General features: G+C 50.9%; 17 protein-coding genes. 16 read left to right on the forward strand and 1 reads right to left on the reverse strand.

Annotation, left to right across the window (positions count from 1 at the left end; translation table 11 throughout):
* Positions 1-11: 11 nt before the first annotated feature.
* The 8 genes from RHOM_RS03880 (at position 12) to RHOM_RS03915 (ending at position 8,116) form a co-directional block, all read left to right on the forward strand.
* Complete coding sequence (locus tag RHOM_RS03880; RefSeq protein WP_014078957.1) at positions 12-968, forward strand: hypothetical protein; 957 nt, start codon at positions 12-14, stop codon at positions 966-968.
* An 80-nt stretch (positions 969-1,048) separates the two neighbouring features.
* On the forward strand, positions 1,049-1,993 hold the full coding sequence (locus tag RHOM_RS03885; RefSeq protein WP_014078958.1) for an alpha/beta fold hydrolase: 945 nt from the start codon (positions 1,049-1,051) through the stop codon (positions 1,991-1,993).
* A 117-nt stretch (positions 1,994-2,110) separates the two neighbouring features.
* Positions 2,111-3,193: a DUF1002 domain-containing protein gene (locus tag RHOM_RS03890; protein WP_014078959.1), complete on the forward strand. Its 1,083-nt coding sequence runs from the start codon at positions 2,111-2,113 to the stop codon at positions 3,191-3,193.
* A gap of 21 nt (positions 3,194-3,214) precedes the next feature.
* Positions 3,215-4,894 carry an adenine deaminase gene (gene ade, locus RHOM_RS03895; protein ID WP_014078960.1) on the forward strand — a complete coding sequence of 560 codons (1,680 nt, stop codon included), beginning with the start codon at positions 3,215-3,217 and terminating at the stop codon, positions 4,892-4,894.
* 23 nt (positions 4,895-4,917) lie between these two features.
* Positions 4,918-5,823, forward strand: a complete 906-nt coding sequence (locus tag RHOM_RS03900; protein WP_014078961.1) for a DegV family protein — start codon at positions 4,918-4,920, stop codon at positions 5,821-5,823.
* A gap of 267 nt (positions 5,824-6,090) precedes the next feature.
* Positions 6,091-6,411, forward strand: a complete 321-nt coding sequence (locus RHOM_RS03905) for a PadR family transcriptional regulator (protein ID WP_014078962.1) — start codon at positions 6,091-6,093, stop codon at positions 6,409-6,411.
* A gap of 2 nt (positions 6,412-6,413) precedes the next feature.
* Positions 6,414-7,184, forward strand: a complete 771-nt coding sequence (locus RHOM_RS03910) for a DUF1700 domain-containing protein (RefSeq protein WP_014078963.1) — start codon at positions 6,414-6,416, stop codon at positions 7,182-7,184.
* Positions 7,181-8,116 carry a DUF4097 family beta strand repeat-containing protein gene (locus RHOM_RS03915; RefSeq protein WP_014078964.1) on the forward strand — a complete coding sequence of 312 codons (936 nt, stop codon included), beginning with the start codon at positions 7,181-7,183 and terminating at the stop codon, positions 8,114-8,116. The genes RHOM_RS03910 and RHOM_RS03915 overlap by 4 nt, the downstream gene beginning before the upstream one ends.
* Before the next feature lie 247 nt (positions 8,117-8,363).
* On the opposite strand, the gene RHOM_RS03920 is transcribed toward RHOM_RS03915, so the two are convergent.
* Entirely contained in the window at positions 8,364-9,251 is an 888-nt protein-coding gene (locus tag RHOM_RS03920) for an AraC family transcriptional regulator (RefSeq protein ID WP_014078965.1), read from the reverse strand.
* Between the two features lie 176 nt (positions 9,252-9,427).
* Here RHOM_RS03920 and RHOM_RS03925 point away from each other — a divergent pair, with 176 nt between their 5' ends.
* From RHOM_RS03925 to RHOM_RS03960, 8 genes are all read left to right on the forward strand, one after another.
* The gene (locus RHOM_RS03925) at positions 9,428-11,680 is read left to right on the forward strand and encodes a glycogen/starch/alpha-glucan phosphorylase (RefSeq protein ID WP_014078966.1); all 2,253 of its coding nucleotides are present in this window, start codon (positions 9,428-9,430) and stop codon (positions 11,678-11,680) included.
* A 225-nt stretch (positions 11,681-11,905) separates the two neighbouring features.
* The gene (locus RHOM_RS03930; protein ID WP_242823160.1) at positions 11,906-12,907 is read left to right on the forward strand and encodes a dipeptidase; all 1,002 of its coding nucleotides are present in this window, start codon (positions 11,906-11,908) and stop codon (positions 12,905-12,907) included.
* Between the two features lie 114 nt (positions 12,908-13,021).
* Positions 13,022-14,167 carry a tetratricopeptide repeat protein gene (locus RHOM_RS03935; protein ID WP_143761668.1) on the forward strand — a complete coding sequence of 382 codons (1,146 nt, stop codon included), beginning with the start codon at positions 13,022-13,024 and terminating at the stop codon, positions 14,165-14,167.
* Positions 14,168-14,179: 12 nt separating this feature from the next.
* Complete coding sequence (hflX, locus tag RHOM_RS03940; RefSeq protein ID WP_014078970.1) at positions 14,180-15,424, forward strand: GTPase HflX; 1,245 nt, start codon at positions 14,180-14,182, stop codon at positions 15,422-15,424.
* 42 nt (positions 15,425-15,466) lie between these two features.
* Positions 15,467-16,798 carry a dihydroorotase gene (locus tag RHOM_RS03945; RefSeq protein ID WP_044024831.1) on the forward strand — a complete coding sequence of 444 codons (1,332 nt, stop codon included), beginning with the start codon at positions 15,467-15,469 and terminating at the stop codon, positions 16,796-16,798.
* Between the two features lie 6 nt (positions 16,799-16,804).
* The gene (locus RHOM_RS03950) at positions 16,805-17,581 is read left to right on the forward strand and encodes a dihydroorotate dehydrogenase electron transfer subunit (protein ID WP_014078972.1); all 777 of its coding nucleotides are present in this window, start codon (positions 16,805-16,807) and stop codon (positions 17,579-17,581) included.
* Positions 17,581-18,489 (forward strand): dihydroorotate dehydrogenase, encoded by a 909-nt coding sequence (locus RHOM_RS03955; protein ID WP_014078973.1) that lies wholly within the window; start codon positions 17,581-17,583, stop codon positions 18,487-18,489. The genes RHOM_RS03950 and RHOM_RS03955 overlap by 1 nt, the downstream gene beginning before the upstream one ends.
* 53 nt (positions 18,490-18,542) lie before the next feature.
* Positions 18,543-19,487, forward strand: coding sequence for an ion transporter (locus RHOM_RS03960; RefSeq protein ID WP_014078974.1), 945 nt, complete (start codon positions 18,543-18,545; stop codon positions 19,485-19,487).
* The last annotated feature ends 1 nt before the right edge of the window (position 19,488 follow it).

The raw sequence follows: 19,488 nt of genomic DNA on the forward strand, positions 1-19,488 counted from the left end.
AAGGAGTAGCTATGTTTAGTGGAAAGAGAGAAAAGGCTTTATTAGAAGAGGAACTTGCGGCATTAAGGGAGACGGAGAAGCGCGAGAGGGAGCTGCTCCATAAGATCGCAGGACAGAAGGATACCGCGGAGGAACAGTTTGCACGCATGACAGCCTCGCGTGCACAGATGGAAAAAGAGATCGAAGAGATCGAACAGCAGATGCAGCAGAACGGGGAGTTGTCGGAGAACGGCGCGCAGGCGGCGGGAGAACTTCACAATACGTTGATCACAATGAATAACGGAATCGCGACGTTCGACGCCAACCACAGCGTTTTTATGGAGCAGGTGAAGGGGCAGAATGAAAAGGTCGTCGAGATCGTGGAGAACAACAAGCACTTTACGACGCCGATGAAGCATATCTCGGAGGCTCCGCAGGCGCTTCGCGAGATGCGCCAGGCACTTGGTGAGAGGGCAGAGCGCATGGAGGAACTGTCGAAAACGATGGGGGTGCTGGCGCTCAATTCTGCGATCGAAGCAGGAAGAATGGGGGAGAGCGGAACCCGGTTTGTGACGGCGGCAGAGCAGGTGCGTGCATATGCGGACGATTATGAGCAGGAGGCGCTGGCGTTAAAAGACCAGCTTGGGGAGGCGGAAGAACGGATCGCGTCTCTGGAGGAGCAGGTACACCACTTAAACGAGCTGCTCAAGGAGAATAATATTTCCATGGGAAAGCTTTACCGCGACTGTGCGCAGAATATGGCGGCTTATGAGACCGGACAGATTGGGCTGAGGGGGCTGATCCAGGATACGGCGGTCGCGAGAGCAGATGTGCTGCAGCAGTCGGCGGACGAAAATGTGCGCGCCAGGGAGGCATTCCTGAAATATGTATCCGGCATGCAGGAGGAACTGGCAGAGCAGAAGAGCAGCGCGGATGAACTGGAGAATGTCTGCAAGAGCATCCTGCAGTCGGCAGGGGAAGCCGGATGATGCCGGTTTTGCTGCAAAGGATACAGAGCAGAGAGTAGGAATCAGAGAGTATAAATAATAAAAAGTGAGGGAACAATGCTATGACAAAAGAAAAACAGTTCAGTTTTTTATCAAAGGACGGAAAGACGAAGATTCATGCGGTAAAGTGGATGCCGGAGAGCGGAGAGTACCGGGCGGTCTTGCAGATCACGCACGGCATGGTGGAGTATATTGAACGCTATAAGCCGTTCGCGGAATTTTTAAATGACCAGGGGGTCCTTGTGGTCGGACATGATCATCTGGGACATGGTGCGTCGGTTGCATCCGAGGAGGAATTGGGATATTTTGCAGAGCCGGATCCGAGTGACACGCTCGTCGAGGATATGCACACGCTGCGCACGACGATCCAGACAGAGAACCCCGGCGTGCCGTATTTTATGATGGGACACAGCATGGGATCTTACATGCTGCGCAAATACCTGTGTATTCACCCGGAGGGAGTGGCTGGCGCCGTCATCATGGGAACCGGGGCAATGCCGGATAGCACGATGAAGTTTGGACTGTTTTTATGCCGTACGATCGCACTATTCCGTGGATGGCATTACAGAAGCCGCCTGATGCAGAGCCTTTCCTACAGCAAGCCGTACAAGCGCTACGATTTATATGGAAAGGATTATGCCAACAGCTGGCTTTCCAAGAACGTGGAGAATGTCAAGGCATACTATGCTGATCCGCGCTGTACATTCCTGTTTACCGTAAATGGTTACAAGGGTCTGATGGAGGCGGTATTGTTTGACGATCAGATGGAGAATATAAAAAAGGTCCCGAAAAATCTGCCGCTGTTTTTTGTATCCGGTGCGGACGATCCGGTCGGAGATCTGGGCGAGGGCGTTAAGAAGGTGTACGGTATGTACAAAGATGCGGGGCTTTCGGATATTACCTACCGCCTGTACGAGAATGACCGTCATGAGATTTTAAACGAGACAGACCGCGATCAGGTTATGGCGGATATTGTATCGTGGCTGAACGTGCATGTGGAACTGTAATCTTGCCGGACAGGTTTCTTAAATTTATATAAATAAATCGGCTGGAGGGAAAACGTCGGTTGTTTTTATGGAAAGTTCGTAGTAAAATAGAGACTTGTTTTGGAAGGAGGATTTCACATGAAAAAGAATGGAATGAGAGTTACCAGTTTATTTCTGGCTGCGGTGATGCTTGCATCGGCGCCTGTGACGGCATCCGCGGCGGATACATCAGCGAATGTAGAGGGAGAGGTTGTCGTAGACCAGACAAGTCAGGATCAGACTTCAGCAGAGTCGCAGAATCAGGCAGGGCAGGATCAGACTTCGGCAGAGGCGCAGGATCAGTCAAAGGCTTCGGCAGCGGAGAACGCTGCCACGGGAGCAAACAGTGATAACGTGACAATCCAGGCGGATGATAAGCCATATCTTGCGCTGGGAGCGGATCTGACGGATGCCCAGAAGAATACGGTGCTTTCCCTGATGGGGATTGATCCGGCGAACCTTGGCAATTATGATGTGGTCTATACAACGAATGCAGAGGAGCATCAGTATCTGGATTCCTATATCAGTTCCTCACAGATCGGAAGCAAGTCATGGTCTTCCGTTGTGATCGTAAAACGCGATAAGGGAAACGGATTAAATATTTCAACCAGGAATATCAATTACTGTACAGTCGGCATGTACAAAAATGCGTTGACAACGGCGGGTATTACCGATGCGGATATCATCGTTGCAGGACCGCAGGAGATCTCCGGCACGGCGGCGCTTGTCGGCGTATTCAAGGCATACCAGGAGATGACAGGTGAGACGATCAATGCGGATATCATCGACGCATCCTTAAATGAGCTCGTGGTTACCGGGCAGTTAGAACAGTCGATTGCCGGACTTTCCGATGAGGAAGTGGAAGAGTTTATCGCTTACATCAAGTCGGTCATTGCACAGAATGATCTGAAAGATGAGGCGAGCATCAACCAGGCGATTGATGATGCCTGCAGCAAATATAATGTGACACTGTCAGATTCCGAGCGCCAGCAGATCGTGGATCTGCTCTTAAAGATTACATCTCTGGGGATCAATCTTGACAGCCTTGTGGATTATGCGGAGTCACTGTACCATTCCTTTAAGGACGGCGGAGGAGACAGCAGCGTGCTCTCGAGTGTAGGCACATTTTTCTCAAATGTATTCAGCTCGATCGCGGACTTCTTTAAGGGATTGTTTTCGTAAACGGAGGAGAGGAAGGAATCTATGGTAGACAGAAAGAGACGGCTGGATTGCGCGAACGGAATCCGGAAAGCAGACATTGTATTAAAGCACGGCAAAGTGTTGAACGTATTCACGGAGGAGATCCTGGAAGCGGATGTTGCAATCTGCGGCGACACGATCGTGGGAGTCGGTTCCTACGAGGGGGAGCAGGAGATCGACTGTACCGGAAAATATCTGGTGCCGGGATTTTTGGATGCCCATATGCATATCGAATCCAGTATGGTATCCCCGGGCGAATTGTCCAAGGTGCTGGTGCAGGCGGGAACGACGACCATTGTTGCGGATCCGCATGAGATTGTCAATGTGTGCGGCGTGAAGGGAATGGATTATTTTCTGAAATGTGCGGGCAAGGCGCTGGTACATATTTTCTTCATGATTCCGTCCTCTGTTCCGGCAACCGATGTGGAGACAAACGGATGCGGGGAGTTTCTGGCGTCCGATATGATGAAGTATGTGGATGATGCAAGAGTACTGGGACTCGGGGAGACCATGCGTTTTGTGGAGTGCTACAAGGGCGAGCGCCGGATGTCGGATAAGCTGGAACTTTTTGCAAAGAAGCACATCGACGGACATGCGCCGGGCATTACAGGAAAGGCGGTACAGGCGTACCGTCTGGCCGGCGTGGAGAACGATCATGAGTGTGCGAGCCCTGAGGAAGTGCTCGACAAGCTGCGCGCCGGTTTTCACATCTATATCCGTGAGGGAAGCGGCGCTAAGAATCTTGACACGTTAATCCGCACGCTTTTAGACGCCAATGTGGCGCTCGACCAGTGCGCATTCTGCACCGACGATAAGCATATCGAGGAGATCCGCAAGGAAGGGCATATCAGCACCTGTATCCGCAAGGCGATTGCACTTGGGGTTCCGGTGGCAAAGGCATACAAGATGGGAAGCTACCAGCCGGCAATGTTTTACGGGCTTAAGGGATACGGTGCCATCGGAGCCGGATATCACGCCGACATTGTGTTCCTCGATAATCTGGAGGAGGTGCGTCCGACCGATGTGATGAAGGACGGCAGGATCCTGGGAGAGGAAGACTATAAGAAAGATTATTGGGTTCCAGTGCCGGAGGAACTGCTTCACACGGTTCATGTCGGGGAGCTTTCCAGAGAGCGGATTCAGCTTGCATGCAACGGAAAGACCGATGTGATACAGATGAATGCGCATCAGATCGTGACGACGCATCTGGTGGAAGAAGTGCCGACAGAAAACGGATATTTTGTCCCGAATGAAGTATACAATAAGATCTGTGTGGTGGAACGCCACGGCAAGACCGGAGAGATCGGTGTGGCACCGCTCAAGGGCTTTGGCGTAAAAGGCGGTGCCGTAGCGACGTCCGTTGCGCACGATTCCCACAATATGATTGTGGCGGGAGACAATGACGATGACATTCTGCTTGCCATCCGGACTGTGGAGGAGCAGCAGGGCGGCTATGCGATCGTGTCCGGCGGAAAGGTAATCGATGTACTGCCGCTGCCGATCGCGGGTCTTATGAGCGACAGACGGTATGAGGAAGTCACGGAAAAGCTCTCTGCCATGCAGAAGGAGACGAGAGAACTTGGTATCTCAGAGAATGTAGATCCGTTTGTTACCCTTTCTTTTATGGCGCTTACGGTAATTCCGGAGATCCGTGTCACGGAGCGCGGTGTTTATTTATTCTGACAGAACAGATGTGAAGGAGATTTATGCAGGAAAAGATTCAAATTATCAGCGACGGGTCGTTAGACCTTTCAAGAGAGCTCACAAAAGAGCGCGATATTCTGGTGGTGCCTTTCTATGTATCTTTTGATGGAGAGACTTATCTGAAAGAAGGGGTGGAACTGGATATCCGCGAGTTCTATCAGAGAATGGTGGATCACCCGGATGTATTTCCGAAGACGTCGATGCCGTCGGTGGATGATTATTATCAGGTGTTTCTCCCGCTTGCAAAGCAGGATGTCCCGATGATCTGTATCTGTATCACGACGAAGTTCAGCGGCTCCATGCAGTCGGCGACGACCGCCAGAGATATGATTTTAGAGGAATATCCCAAGGCGCGCATCACAGTCATCGACGCGGAGATCAACACGGTGCTGCAGGGCTTGTATGTGCTTGAGGCATGCCGGCTGCGTGACCTCGGCTGGGAGTATGACCGCATGGTGGAGCGGCTTCTTACCATCCGGGAGAGCGGAAGAATCTTCTTTACGATCGGCAACATTGATTACTTAAAGCATGGCGGAAGAATCGGAAAAGTGATGGGGATTGCGGGAAGTGCATTAAAAATCAAGCCGCTTATTACTCTGAAGGAGGGCGAGATTTTTGCCTCCGGCATTGCGCGAAGCCGGGAAAAATCCATGCAGAAAGTAATCGAGATGCTCAAAGCTTATCTGGACGAACGCGCCGCAAAGCCGGGCGAATACAGTTTTGCCATCGGTTATGGCTATGATTATGAGGAGGCCTGCCATTTTCGTGAGATGTTAAAAGATCTCGTGAGGGAGCGCATGGGGATCGATGAGATTGAGATTTACCAGATCGGCGCAACGATTGGCGTTCACACCGGACCGTATCCGATCGGCGTGGGGATTATCAAACGCGCGGACTGGGAAGCGTAGGGTGGACAGAAGCCGGAGAAAAAGATAAAGCGAATGGAAAATATAAATCGTACATGTTGTGTAAGCGTTACACATGCATGTACGATTTTTTGATTTATAGGAGAATCCTGTTTGCGGGATTCTTTTTTTCTCTTTTAGAAAATGAATGTATCATTTTTTGAATAATAATATTGACAATACTATATTATATGATATACAGTATTAATAACAAAATAATATTATAAACATATAAGTAATATCAGACAGAACAGGAAAGGAGCCGGTAATATGGTGTTCAATACAGGTGCAGCCCTGCTGGATGCGATTGTTCTGGCGGTCGTCTCCAAGGAGGAGGAAGGCACATATGGATATAAGATCACGCAGGATGTGAGAGTGGCGATTGAGGTTTCGGAATCCACACTTTATCCGGTATTGCGTAGACTTCAGAAAGATGGATGCCTTATGGTGTATGACAGAGAATGTGGAGGCCGCAACAGGCGCTACTACAGGATTACGGATGAGGGAAGAAAGAAGCTGGACGATTATCGCAGAGAATGGGATGACTATTCTTCGAAAATATCAGAGTTATTTTCCGAGGAGGGAGTTTGAAGATGAACAAAGATGAATTTTTAAGGCAGCTGGAAGCGCTGCTGTCCGGGATTTCACAGGAGGAAAGAACGGAGGCACTTGCATTTTACCGCAGTTATTTCGAGGACGCCGGAGAGGCAAATGAGGCAAAGATATTAGAAGAACTGGAATCGCCGCAGAAAGTGGCGGACAGCATTATCAAAGATCTGGGTGTGCAGCCCGGGGAAGCGTGTTCTTCCGGCGCGCAGGGAGCAGCGGCAGGAGCAGAGTGGAATCCGGCAGTGCAGAGCGCACTGGAGGGAGCAGCAACAGGAGCAGAGTGGAATCCGGCAGTGCAGGGAGCAGCGCAGAACGCATCGAAGGGAGTACCACAGGGAGCAGCGCAGAATGCAGCGTATTCTACGCAGGAGAAGGATGGAATGCCGGGATGGGCGATCGTTCTTCTGGTCATCACTTCGCCGGTATGGCTGGTGATGATTCTGGTCATACTGTCAGCATTGCTCGGCATTGTGGCGGCGCTGTTTGGAATTGCAATAGCGGTTGTGGCAGTCATGGGCGCACTGTTAATCTGCGGTGTGGTGCTCTTTGGTGCAGGAATCGGAACCGCATTTGCAGGAAATCCTGCAATCGGAATCGGGCTTATGGGAGGAGGTCTCATCGTCCTTGCGTTCGGTGTCCTTGCGGTGGTTCTTGTGGTCTGGATTTTCGGAGGATTTCTTCCCTGGGCATTGAAAGGAATCTGGAAGCTTTGCAAAAAGCCATTTAATAAGAGAAAGGAGCGTGCGGCAGCATGAAAAAATTTTCAAAAATCTGCCTGATCATTGTGGCAGTTCTCGGGGGAATGGGATTATTGCTCGGCGGCATCTCCGCTCTGCTTGGCGGAGGCTTTGGGGCAATCAGACGCATGGCGGAAAGAGGAGAACTGGATGCGGGCAACTGGCATATCCGGCCATATGAACTTTACTATTCTTCGGATGAAGAAGACACAGAGGATGACTGGGGAGCAGACGACGATGCAAAAGTTTATACCTATGAGGCAGCCGGCATAAAAAATCTGGATATTGATATTGATGCTGCGGAAATCTATGTCAAGCAGGGGACGGATGATAAAAACCTTGTGGTGAGAACCTACGGCTGCAAAGAAAAATATTATAAAGGGGATATGAATAAAGATACGCTTCAGATTCAGTATGAGATTCATAAGCAGTTTCCGGACAATTATGATGCGCAGATTGTGATTGAGATTCCGGAGAAAATGACCTTTGATACCATGGACTTTGACATCGGGGCGGCAGATGCAGATTTTGCATCGGGCAGTGTGAACTGCAGAACGATGGAGCTGAATGTGGGAGCAGGGGAACTGACGGGAGCAGATTTTGCTGTGACAGGAACCCTGGACATCAAGCTTGGAGCCGGTGATATTGATCTGGAAGGAGGCACCTATAAAGATATTAAGCTGGATTGCGGTATGGGATCATTTGCGCTGGACGGCATTGTGGCAGAGAATGTGAAAGCGCATTGCGGCATGGGGGATGGCAGCATCACCCTGCGCGGCAGGGAAGAGGACTATAATTATAAGATGTCCTGCGGCATGGGGGATCTCACGGTAAACGGAGAAAGCTATTCCGATCTCAGCGGAAGCTACAAAGTCACGAATGCCGGGGCTGTGGGAACGATTGATCTGGACTGCGGTATGGGAAGCATTGACTTTGATATAGAATCGTAAGAAAAAAGAAAGAGAAAGCACGAGAAAAAGAAAAACTGTCCAGATGGTATGTTCAGACGTGTGAAAAAGAGGTATCCGGGTCCACAGGAGAAAAAAATGACTGTGGGACCCGGATTTTTGCAAAAAACGGGTCTGGCAGAGGAAAAAATCTGCTCTGGACCCGTTTTACATAGAAAAAGCACCATTTTGACTGGAAAAATGAAGAAAAACGGGTCTAAAACAAGGAAAATCCTCTGTGGGACCCGTTTTACAACTGCTTCGTGGATTGTTTTCGGTAATCCCGGGGCGTCATGCCGAATCTTTTTTTGAAAGTGCGGTTAAAGTACGACAGATTCTCGTAGCCGACTTCCTCTGCGATGGCAAGAATCGAGGATTCGGAGGAGATCAACAGGCGGGAAGCCATGGTCAGGCGGTATTCATTGAGATATTCGATGAAGGAAGTGCCCATCGTATTCTTGAAATACTTCATGAAATGCGACTGGCTCAGCCCGACCTCCGCCGAGACATCTGCAATCGTAATGCGCTCCATATAATGGTTCTCCAGATACTTTAAGATCAGCTTCATCTTCTCCAGCGACTTGTGATCGCGTTTCGCCGGCTCTTTTAAGAGGCATTTGCTGAATAAAATGTAAAAAAGCATAAAGAGCTGACTCTTGATAAAGAACTGATAGCCGGGCGGGTTCGTCCGGCTGATTTCATCGTTGGCGTCAATGCAGGCGGCAATCTCCGCATAGCAGGGAGATCCCGGCTGATATAAGAGCGGAACGGACAGGACGCCCGACAACAGCGGCGCAAGAAATTCGGTATTGCTGGTGTCCGTTTTTTTGGAAATGAGGATGCCCGGATGGAAAATGATATTTTCGTATTCCATGCTTTCCTGCATGTACTGTTCAATGCTGTGTAGCCTGCCCGGCAGAATCAGCGCGATGGTTCCCCCGGTTACCACGTAGGATTTGAAATCGACCGTGATTGCTCCGGTTCCTTTTTTGATATAGATGATTTCCATCTCATCGTGCCAGTGCAGAGGCACGCGTGAAAAGTCAAGCGGAATCGAGCAAGGGTAGGTGATATAAGGAAACAGCGGGTTACCATGTGGAATTTTTTCCTGATAGTTTTCATACTCTAAAATGTTCATGATAGGATTGTACCACTTTTGGGGATAATATGACAAGAAAAAAAGTGGACTTCTGCATATAATGTTCTCATACAGCAGGGAAATACAAAAAGTAATTGGGGATGCAAAACAAGGAGTAAAATCCTCTGCTCCTGCAAGAGCAGTCGCATTTTGCTTCGCAAAACAAGGAGGATATCATGAACGTACAGGAAATCGTAAACAACAGATACGGTAAGGGCATTGCACAGTGCTCCAACGAAGAGATTTATTACGCGCTGCTTGAGATGACAAAGAGCATGGCGAAGGAAAAGGAGAGCAACGAGGGAAAGCGCAAGCTTTATTATATCTCCGCCGAGTTTTTGATTGGTAAGCTGTTATCCAACAACCTGATCAACCTCGGTATTTATGAGGAAGTAAAGCAGGTTCTGGCGGAGAACGGCAAGAACCTGGCAGAGATCGAGGAGGTTGAGCCGGAGCCGTCTCTCGGAAACGGCGGTCTGGGTCGTCTGGCAGCATGCTTCCTGGATTCCATTGCAACGCTCGGATTAAACGGCGACGGCGTGGGTCTCAATTATCACTACGGTCTGTTCAAACAGGTATTTGAGCACAATTTACAGCACGAGGAGCCGAACCCGTGGATCGAGAAGGAGAGCTGGCTGACAAAAACGAACGTGACCTACCCGGTACAGTTCGGCGGTTTTACCTTACAGTCCAGACTGTATGATATCGATGTGATTGGTTACGAGAACCGCACCACAAAGCTTCATCTGTTTGATGTGGAGACCGTGGACGAGAGCCTTGTAGGGGACGGCATCAATTTTGACAAAGAGGATATTGCAAAGAACCTGACGCTGTTCTTATACCCGGACGATTCGGATGACAAGGGACGCATCCTGCGTGTATACCAGCAGTATTTTATGGTCAGCAATGCGGCACAGCTCATCATCGATGAGACGCTGGCAAGAGGCGGTGATCTGCACAAGTTGAATGAGTACGCGGCAATCCAGATCAACGATACACACCCGAGCATGGTGATTCCGGAGCTGATCCGTCTTCTGATGCAGCGTGGAATTCTGATGGATGAGGCGATTGAGATCGTATCGAAGACCTGCGCATACACCAACCACACGATTCTTGCGGAGGCACTGGAAAAATGGCCGATTCATTTTTTAGAAAAGGCAGTTCCGCAGCTTCTTCCGATTATCTACGAACTGAACAGCCGCGTGGTACGCAAATACGATGACAAGTCGGTTGCGATCATTGATGACGAGAAACGCGTGCATATGGCACATATGGATATTCATTATGGCTACAGTGTCAACGGCGTTGCCTACCTGCACACGGAAATTTTGAAAAATACGGAGCTCAACAACTTCTACAAGATCTATCCGGAGAAGTTCAACAATAAGACAAACGGCATTACCTTCCGCCGCTGGCTGCTGCACTGCAACCACGAGCTGGCAGATCTGATTGAATCCCTGATCGGACCGGGCTTTAAGAAGGATGCGATGGAGCTGGAGAAGCTCGGCGCGCTTGTCGATGACGCTTCCGTTCTGCAGCGCCTGCTTGATGTCAAGAACAGCAGAAAGACCGAGCTGAAAGATTATCTTGCAAAAACACAGGGAATCGTGCTGGATGACAATTCCATTTACGATATCCAGATCAAGCGTCTGCACGAGTACAAGAGACAGCAGATGAATGCGCTGTACGTCATCCACAAATATTTCGAGATCAAGGCAGGCAAGAAGCCGACCCGTCCGATCACCGTGATTTTCGGTGCCAAGGCAGCCCCGGCTTACGTGATTGCAAAAGATATCATTCACCTGATCCTCTGCCTGTCCGAGTTGATTGCAAATGATCCGGAGGTATCTCCGTACTTAAAGGTTGTGATGGTGGAAAACTACAATGTCACGCTGGCTGAAAAGCTGATCCCGGCGGCAGATATCCACGAGCAGATTTCCCTTGCTTCCAAGGAGGCGTCCGGAACATCCAACATGAAGTTCATGTTAAACGGTGCAGTGGCAATCGGAACCATGGACGGTGCAAACGTGGAGATGCATCAGTTTGTCGGCGACGACAACATTTACATCTTCGGTGAGTCCTCCGAGGAAGTCATCAAGCACTACGAGAAGGCAGATTATGTGTCCAGAAGCTACTATGAGAATGATGCGAACATCAAGCGCGCGGTAGACTTTATCGTGAGCGACGAGATGATGGCAGTCGGATGCAGAGAGAATTTAGAGCGTCTTTACAACGAACTTCTGAACAAAGACTGGTTCATGACGCTTCCGGATTTCGAGGATTATGTGGCAACAAAGGAGCGCATCTATGCGGATTATGAAGACCGCATGGCATGGGCGAAGAAAATGCTCATCAACATCAGCAAAGCCGGCTTCTTCTCCTCTGACCGTACGATCGCACAGTACAATGAGGACATCTGGCATCTGTAAAACCGGGGAAAACCGCCCGGAAGAAAAAGCTTGCTTCAAAATTTATATATTTCTTTCACAGAGAGGAGTGCCGCAAGGCGCTCCTTTTTGTATGAAAACAGTGGAAACAGAGAAAATGCTGTACAAAATCCGGCGGCCGGCATATTGTATAAAGTCCGCGGGTTCTTTATAATAAGAAAAAGACAGGGCAGCAGTCCGGAAAATAAGAAGGAACTCTGCCCGGAAATGGAGAAAATGATGCGTTATATTGACATGCATTGTGATACATTGGGAAGCGCGTTAGCGCAGAAAACAGAGACGTTTCTGGAACTTGACCGCACGATGGTGGATGGACTGCGCCTGCAGCAGGCAGAGGCAGGAGCGCAGTTTTTTGCGATGTTTCTGCCGCAGAGAAATGATCCGGACTGGTTCGGCTTAGAAGAGATGCCGTCGGCGGAAGTACTCATGAGGAAAATGTATGACATTTTCTGCCATACCATGGAGCAGTACGGTGACCGCTTTGCTGCAGCGCACAATGCAGAGGAATTAAAGCAGAATCAGAATGAAGGGAAAATATCGGCGTTTCTCACGATTGAGAACGGTTCTCTGATTGATGGGAAAATGGACAAAATCCGGGAAATTTACGATCTCGGCGTAAGACTTGTGACACTGACCTGGAATGACGACAACTGTCTGGGACACTGCCATTCCCAAAAGCCGGAGGAGATGAGCCGTGGGCTGACCGGATTTGGAAAAGAGGCAGTGCGCTATATGCAGGAACTGGGAATCTTAGTCGACGTCTCCCATTTATCCGACGGAGGTTTCCGGGATGTCGCAGAAGCGTCCCGGCGAAGCGGCGTGCCATTCGTGGCATCACATTCCAACTGCCGGGCACTGGCGCCGGCAACGCGCAATCTTACTGACGCAATGATCCGCGAACTGGCAGAGTGTGGCGGAGTGGCGGGACTGAATCTGGAACCGACCTTTCTGAATGAGGACGAGACGGATAAGGTCAGCCGTATCGAGCGCATCTGCGACCACGCAATGCATCTGATTGACAGGGGCGGTATCGAATGTGTGGGACTCGGCACGGACTTTGACGGAATCTCAGGCGAATTTGAGATCAGTGACTGCACGAAGCTGCCGCTGCTTTTCGATGCGCTGCGAAAGAGAGGACTCTCCGAAGACGCCGTGGAGCAGATTGCCTATCAGAACACGGCGCGCGTGATTCGGGACGGCATGAGATAGAAAAGTCATGTACATGGAAGATATCGCCTGTTGCAGCGGGAAATCACCTTGCGGGGAAGGAAAATATCGTTTATACTTTTTGGTGGCTTCATTATAGTAAAAAGAGGAATTAAGATGAGAAGACGAATGGAAATCAATCACCATAGAACATACAGGGGAAAAGCGGCGGTGTTTTTGCTTGTGACAGCCGCGCTTCTTGCCGGATGTGCGAATGAGCGCACGGAGGATGAGCTTTCCTACCGCAAGATTGGCATAGAGAGCATGCAGAGCGGGGATTATGAGGGGGCACTGGCGGCATTTGACGGAGCGCTTGCGTGCTGCACCGGAAAAATTACCGATCTGGAGATCGACATCTGCTATTACAAGGCGGCAGCCCAGTATGCCGCACAGGACACTGAGGGAGCACTTGAGACGTACAACGCCATGATTGATTATGACGGGAAGAACGCCAATGCTTACTATCTGCGCGGATGTTTAAAGCTTGGCACCGGGGATACGGACGGGGCGAAGCAGGATTTTGCGGACGCGGTCAAGTATAACCATTCGGATTATGAACTTTATATCAATATTTACAAGAATCTTGCCGCCTATGATCTGGCGGAGGACGGCACGGCGTACTTAAACGACGCGTTTTCCATCAAGGGAAATGATGCGGAAAGTCTTGCATACAGAGGGGAGATTTACTACCTGCTGGGGCAGTATGACAACGCAATCAAAGAATTGACGTCCGCGATCGATGCAGGCAGTGCAGCGGCGAACCTGACGCTTGCGCAGGTATATGAGGCACAGCAGGACACGGCGAACGCGCAGACGTATTATCAGGCTTATGTGGATGCGGGTGTCGCGGATTCGGAAGCGATGAATGCATTGGCACAGATTGAGATGGGCAAGCTGAATTATAGCGGTGCGCTTTCCTACATCGAGCAGGGGCTTTCGATGGAGAGTGTTCCGAACAGGCGCGCGCTGCTGCAGAATCAGATTATCTGCATGGAGTATACCGGAGATTTTGCGGGAGCTTATGAGGTGATGACCGCTTATACAGCCGCGTACCCTGATGATGCGGAGGCACTGCGCGAATACACATTCTTAAAAAGCCGGGTGGATACGCCGGCGGGCACAGAAGTGCAGGGCGAGGTAGTCGTGACGGAGGATATCGGAACAGCAGAAGCAGACAGCGGAACGGACGGAACAGACGGTGCAGATGGAACCGACAGCGGAGCCGATGCCGGAACAGACGGAAGCGGAGACAGCGGACAGTAGAAAAGGAGCAGCATGGCAGAAATTATTGAATTGGAAGATCAGATCGAAAAGGTGATTCTGGTCGGCGTGAGCGAGCAGGATGGGGATGATGCCGAGGACTCTGTGGCAGAGCTGGCGGAGCTTGTCAGGACAGCGGGAGCTGTCGTGGTCGGCACACTGATCCAGAAGAGGGAACTGATGCACCCGGGCACCTATGTGGGCACCGGAAAAGTGGCGGAGATCGCGGCGATGATCGCAGAGCGGGGCGCGACCGGCATCGTCTGTGACGATGAACTTTCACCGGCACAGCTTAAGAACTTAGAGCAGATGTTAGACACCAAGGTGATGGACCGCACGCTGATTATCCTGGATATCTTTGCGGCACGCGCCACGACGAGCGAGGGAAAAATACAGGTGGAACTGGCGCAGTTAAAATACCGCCTCAGCCGTCTGACCGGCCTCGGGCGTTCCATGTCCAGACTCGGCGGCGGAATCGGAACGAGAGGGCCGGGTGAGAAAAAGCTGGAGATGGACAGACGTCTCATCAAAGACCGCATCGCACAGCTGAACCGGGAATTAAAGGAGGTGCGCCAGCACCGCGAGATCACACGCGCGAAGCGCACGAGAAACGGGATGCCTGTGGCGGCGATCGTCGGCTACACGAATGCCGGAAAGTCCACACTGTTGAACCGGCTTACCGACGCCGGGGTGTTAGAGGAGGACAAGCTGTTTGCCACACTTGACCCGACAACGCGCGTCTTAGAACTTCCGGGCAGACAGGAGATTCTTCTGACCGATACGGTCGGTTTTATAAGGAAGCTGCCGCACCATCTGATCGAGGCGTTTAAGAGTACGCTCGAGGAGGCAAAATATGCGGACTACATTCTGCATGTGGTGGATGCTTCCAACCCGCAGCACGAGAAGCAGATGCACATTGTCTATGACACGCTCTATCAGCTGGATATCCGGGAAAAGATGGTCATCACGCTTTTTAACAAGCAGGACGCGGTGACGGAGCGGGAGCCGCTGCATGATCTGAGGGCAGATCATACCCTGGCAGTCTCGGCAAGAGAGGGAACGGGGCTCGACGAGTTAAAAGAACTGCTTGCGGAACTTCTGCGCGAGAACAAAGTTCTGATTGAGCGAACCATCGCCTATGCGGATGCCGGAATCCTGCAGCAGATCAGAAAGCAGGGAGAGCTTTTAGAGGAGGATTACCGCCCGGAGGGGATCTATGTGAAGGCGTATGTGCCGCTGGAATTGTATGGAAAACTGTAGGCGGATATGATAAGATGAACTCATACAATGGAGGAAAAAAAGATGACCATATTGATCAAAAATGGACGCGTAATCAATCCTGCCACCGGAACGGATGAGACACTGGATGTGCTGGTGGAGAACGGGGTTGTGGCCAGAACCGAGAAGAGTATCAAGGAAAAATGCGACCGCGTGATCGATGCGAAGGGCTGCTTTGTCATGCCGGGGTTTATCGACATGCATGTGCATTTAAGAGATCCGGGATTTGAACAGAAGGAGACGATCGAGACAGGCGCAAGGGCAGCAGTGCACGGCGGATTTACGACGATTCTTGCCATGCCGAACACCAAGCCGGTCGTGGATAATCCGGATGTTGTGAACTATGTGCACAACAAAGCAAAGACCGTCGGCGCTGCCAACGTGCTGCAGGTCGGTGCGGTGACGAAGGGACAGCAGGGAAAGGAGCTTTCCGACATCGAGGGCATGGTGAAAGCCGGAATTCCTGCCATCAGTGAGGACGGCAAATCCGTCATGAATGCACAGCTTTACAGAGAGGCGATGGAACTTGCTGCGAAGTACAACATTGCGGTGCTCGCTCACTGCGAGGACATCAATCTTGTCAACGGCGGTGTCATGAATGCGGATGTCAATGCCAGAGAACTTGGACTTGGCGGCATCACGAATTCCGTGGAGGACATCATCATTGCCAGGGACATCATGTTAAGCCGGGATACCGGGGCGAGACTGCACTTGTGCCACTGCTCCACGAAGGATTCTGTCAGCATGGTCAAGCATGCTAAGATGGAGGGAATCCATGTGACGGCAGAGGTGTGCCCGCATCATTTTACACTGACTTCCGATGACATCAGGAAGATCGAGCCGACCGTGGATACGGAGAAAAAAGTGGCGATCGAGGCGGATGCGGACACGAATTACAAGATGAATCCGCCGCTGCGCACGAAGGAGGATGTACAGGCGTTAAAAGAGGGACTGCGGGATGACGTGATGGATGTGATCGCAACCGACCATGCGCCGCACACGTTTGAGGACAAGAATACCTCCATGAAATCCGCACCGTTCGGTATTGTGGGTCTTGAGACCGCCGCATGCTTAACGTACACGGAGCTTGTACTCGGCGGGTATCTGACGCCGATGCAGATGGCGGAGAAGATGAGTTACAATCCGGCGAAGATTATCGGAATCGACAAGGGAGATATTGAGCCTGGAAAGGTCGCAGACATCGTTATTTTTGACCCGGACGAGACGTACGTGATTGACAAGAACACGTTTTTCAGCAAGGGCAGGAATACCCCGTTTGACGGCAGAAAAGTCACCGGTAAAGTGCGAATGACACTTGTGAACGGACAAGTGGTATATGAAGATAAGGAAAAATAAAAGATCATGCATACAACACAACAGAAATTTGAAGAGACGGCAATCATAATCAAACAGGAAGAGATTGCGGACGATATTTACAGCATGTGGCTGCACACCGAGCAGATCGCGGCGCATGCAAAGGCAGGGCAGTTTGTATCGGTCTACTGTAAGGAAGGCAGCAGGCTGCTCCCGAGACCGATCAGTATCTGTGAGATCGACAGAAAGGACGGCGCGCTCCGTCTGGTATACCGCGTGGCGGGAAAGGGAACCGAAGAGTTTTCTTCCATGCACACCGGTATGCAGCTTAAGGTGATAGGACCACTCGGCAACGGCTTCCCGAAGCAGGAGAAAAAGGCGTTTTTAATCGGCGGCGGCATTGGGATTCCGCCGATGTTAGAGCTCGCAAAAGAGTTAAACTGCGAGAAACAGATTGTGCTTGGATACCGGGATGAGCTGTTTCTGCTGGATGAGTTCCGCAAACAGGGAGAGGTCTATATCGCAACGGAGGACGGCAGTGTGGGAACGGAGGGCAATGTGCTCGACGCCATCCGCGAGAACGGGCTGACCGCGGATGTGATCTACGCCTGCGGACCGCTTCCGATGCTCCGCGCCTTAAAGGAGTATGCCGCAAAGGAAGGCATCGAATGTTGGATCTCCATGGAGGAGCGCATGGCGTGCGGCATCGGCGCCTGCCTTGCCTGCGTCTGCAAGTCCACAGAGAAGGATGCGCATTCCAATGTGAAGAACAAGAGAGTCTGTAAGGAAGGACCGGTATTTCGGGCAGAGGAGGTGGATTTCTGATGAATCTTGGCATTGATCTGTGCGGTGTCGCACTGAAAAATCCGGTTATGACGGCATCCGGCACGTTCGGTTCCGGGGAGGAGTATTCGGAGTTTGTCGATTTGAATAAGCTGGGAGCAGTTGTGACCAAGGGCGTTGCGAATGTGCCGTGGGAAGGAAATCCGACGCCGCGTGTGGCGGAGGTCTACGGCGGCATGCTCAATGCGATCGGTTTACAGAATCCGGGCATTGATCTGTTCGTTGACAGAGACATTCCGTTCCTCAAAAAATATGACACGAAGATCATCGTCAATGTCTGCGGACATACGACGGAGGAATACATTGATGTGGTGGAACGCCTCTCCGACCAGCCGGTAGATCTGCTCGAGATCAATATTTCCTGCCCGAATGTAAAGGAGGGCGGTATTGCGTTCGGACAGAATCCGAAGATGGTCGAAGAAGTCACAAAAGAGATGAAACGCCATGCAAAGCAGCCGGTCATCATGAAGCTTTCCCCGAATGTCACCGACATCACGGAGATGGCGCGTGCAGCGGAAGCGGGCGGTGCGGATGCACTCTCCATGATCAATACGATCACAGGAATGAAGATTGATATTCACAGAAGATGCTTTGCGCTGGCAAACCGCACGGGTGGTATGTCTGGTCCGGCAGTGCATCCGGTCGCGGTGCGCATGGTCTACCAGAGTGCGCAGGCGGTAAAGATTCCGATTATCGGAATGGGCGGAATCCAGACGGCGGAGGATGCCATCGAGATGATTCTTGCCGGTGCGACCGCAGTCTCGGTCGGTACGGCGAACTTCTATCATCCGCATGCGACGGAGGAGATCGTTGACGGAATCCGCGCCTACATGGAGCGCTATCAGGTGGAGGATATCCGGGAACTGATCGGAGCCGTCCATGACCGGTAGGATCCGTCGGACACCGAAAATATCAGAGTTACGCTGGGAGATGGATTCATAAGGTGAGAGAAAAAATATTTAACATTATCCAGATTGGAGATAAGAGTAACCGGATCAGCCGTGCGTTCGATATTTTTATCACAATTACGATTGTCTCAAATATTCTGGTTACATTTTTACAGACGTTTGAGGAACTGGACTTTCTGTCCGGTTTCTTTTTCGTGGTGGAGGTCATCACGCTCTTTATTTTTTGTGTGGAGTATGTGCTCCGCATCTGGACGGCGGATCTTTTATATCCGGGAATGCGCAAATGCCGCGCCAGACTGCGCTTTATGGTGTCTTTTGACGGCGTGGTGGACATTCTGACCATTGTTCCGGTGTTCTTTTTGTCCGGATTTGTGATCTTTCGGATGCTCCGGGTGGCAAGAATCTTTCATCTCTTCCGCTTGAATGCAAGATATGATTCATTTAATGTCATCACGACGGTACTGTACGAGAAGCGGAATCAGATCATTTCCTCGGTGTTTATCGTGGTGATCCTGATGCTTGCGAGCAGTCTGTGCATGTACAGTGTGGAGCATGACGCGCAGCCGGAAGTGTTCCGCAATGCATTCAGCGGCGTCTGGTGGAGCATGTCAACGCTTCTTACGGTCGGATACGGCGATATTTATCCGATCACGACGCTGGGGCGTCTGATGGCGATCTGTATTGCGTATCTCGGCGTCGGCGTGGTAGCGATCCCGACCGGTATCATCAGCGCCGGATTCGTGGAGCAGTATCAGAGAAAGAGCAGCATCTCAAATATCCAGGATGCGGACATCAAGGAGATTGCGGAGATTTTTGTGGACAGAAGATATGCGGGAAAGACCGTGGGAGAAGTGCAGGATGAGCAGCAGCTGACGGTGTTTTTAATTCTGCGCGACGATTTATCCATCCTGCCGCAGAAGGACACACTCTTAAAGTTAAATGACATTATTGTGATACGCGGGAGAAAAGGTGTATCGTAGA

Origin of the sequence: Roseburia hominis A2-183, from assembly GCF_000225345.1 — a bacterium.
GTDB classification, from domain to species: domain Bacteria; phylum Bacillota; class Clostridia; order Lachnospirales; family Lachnospiraceae; genus Roseburia; species Roseburia hominis.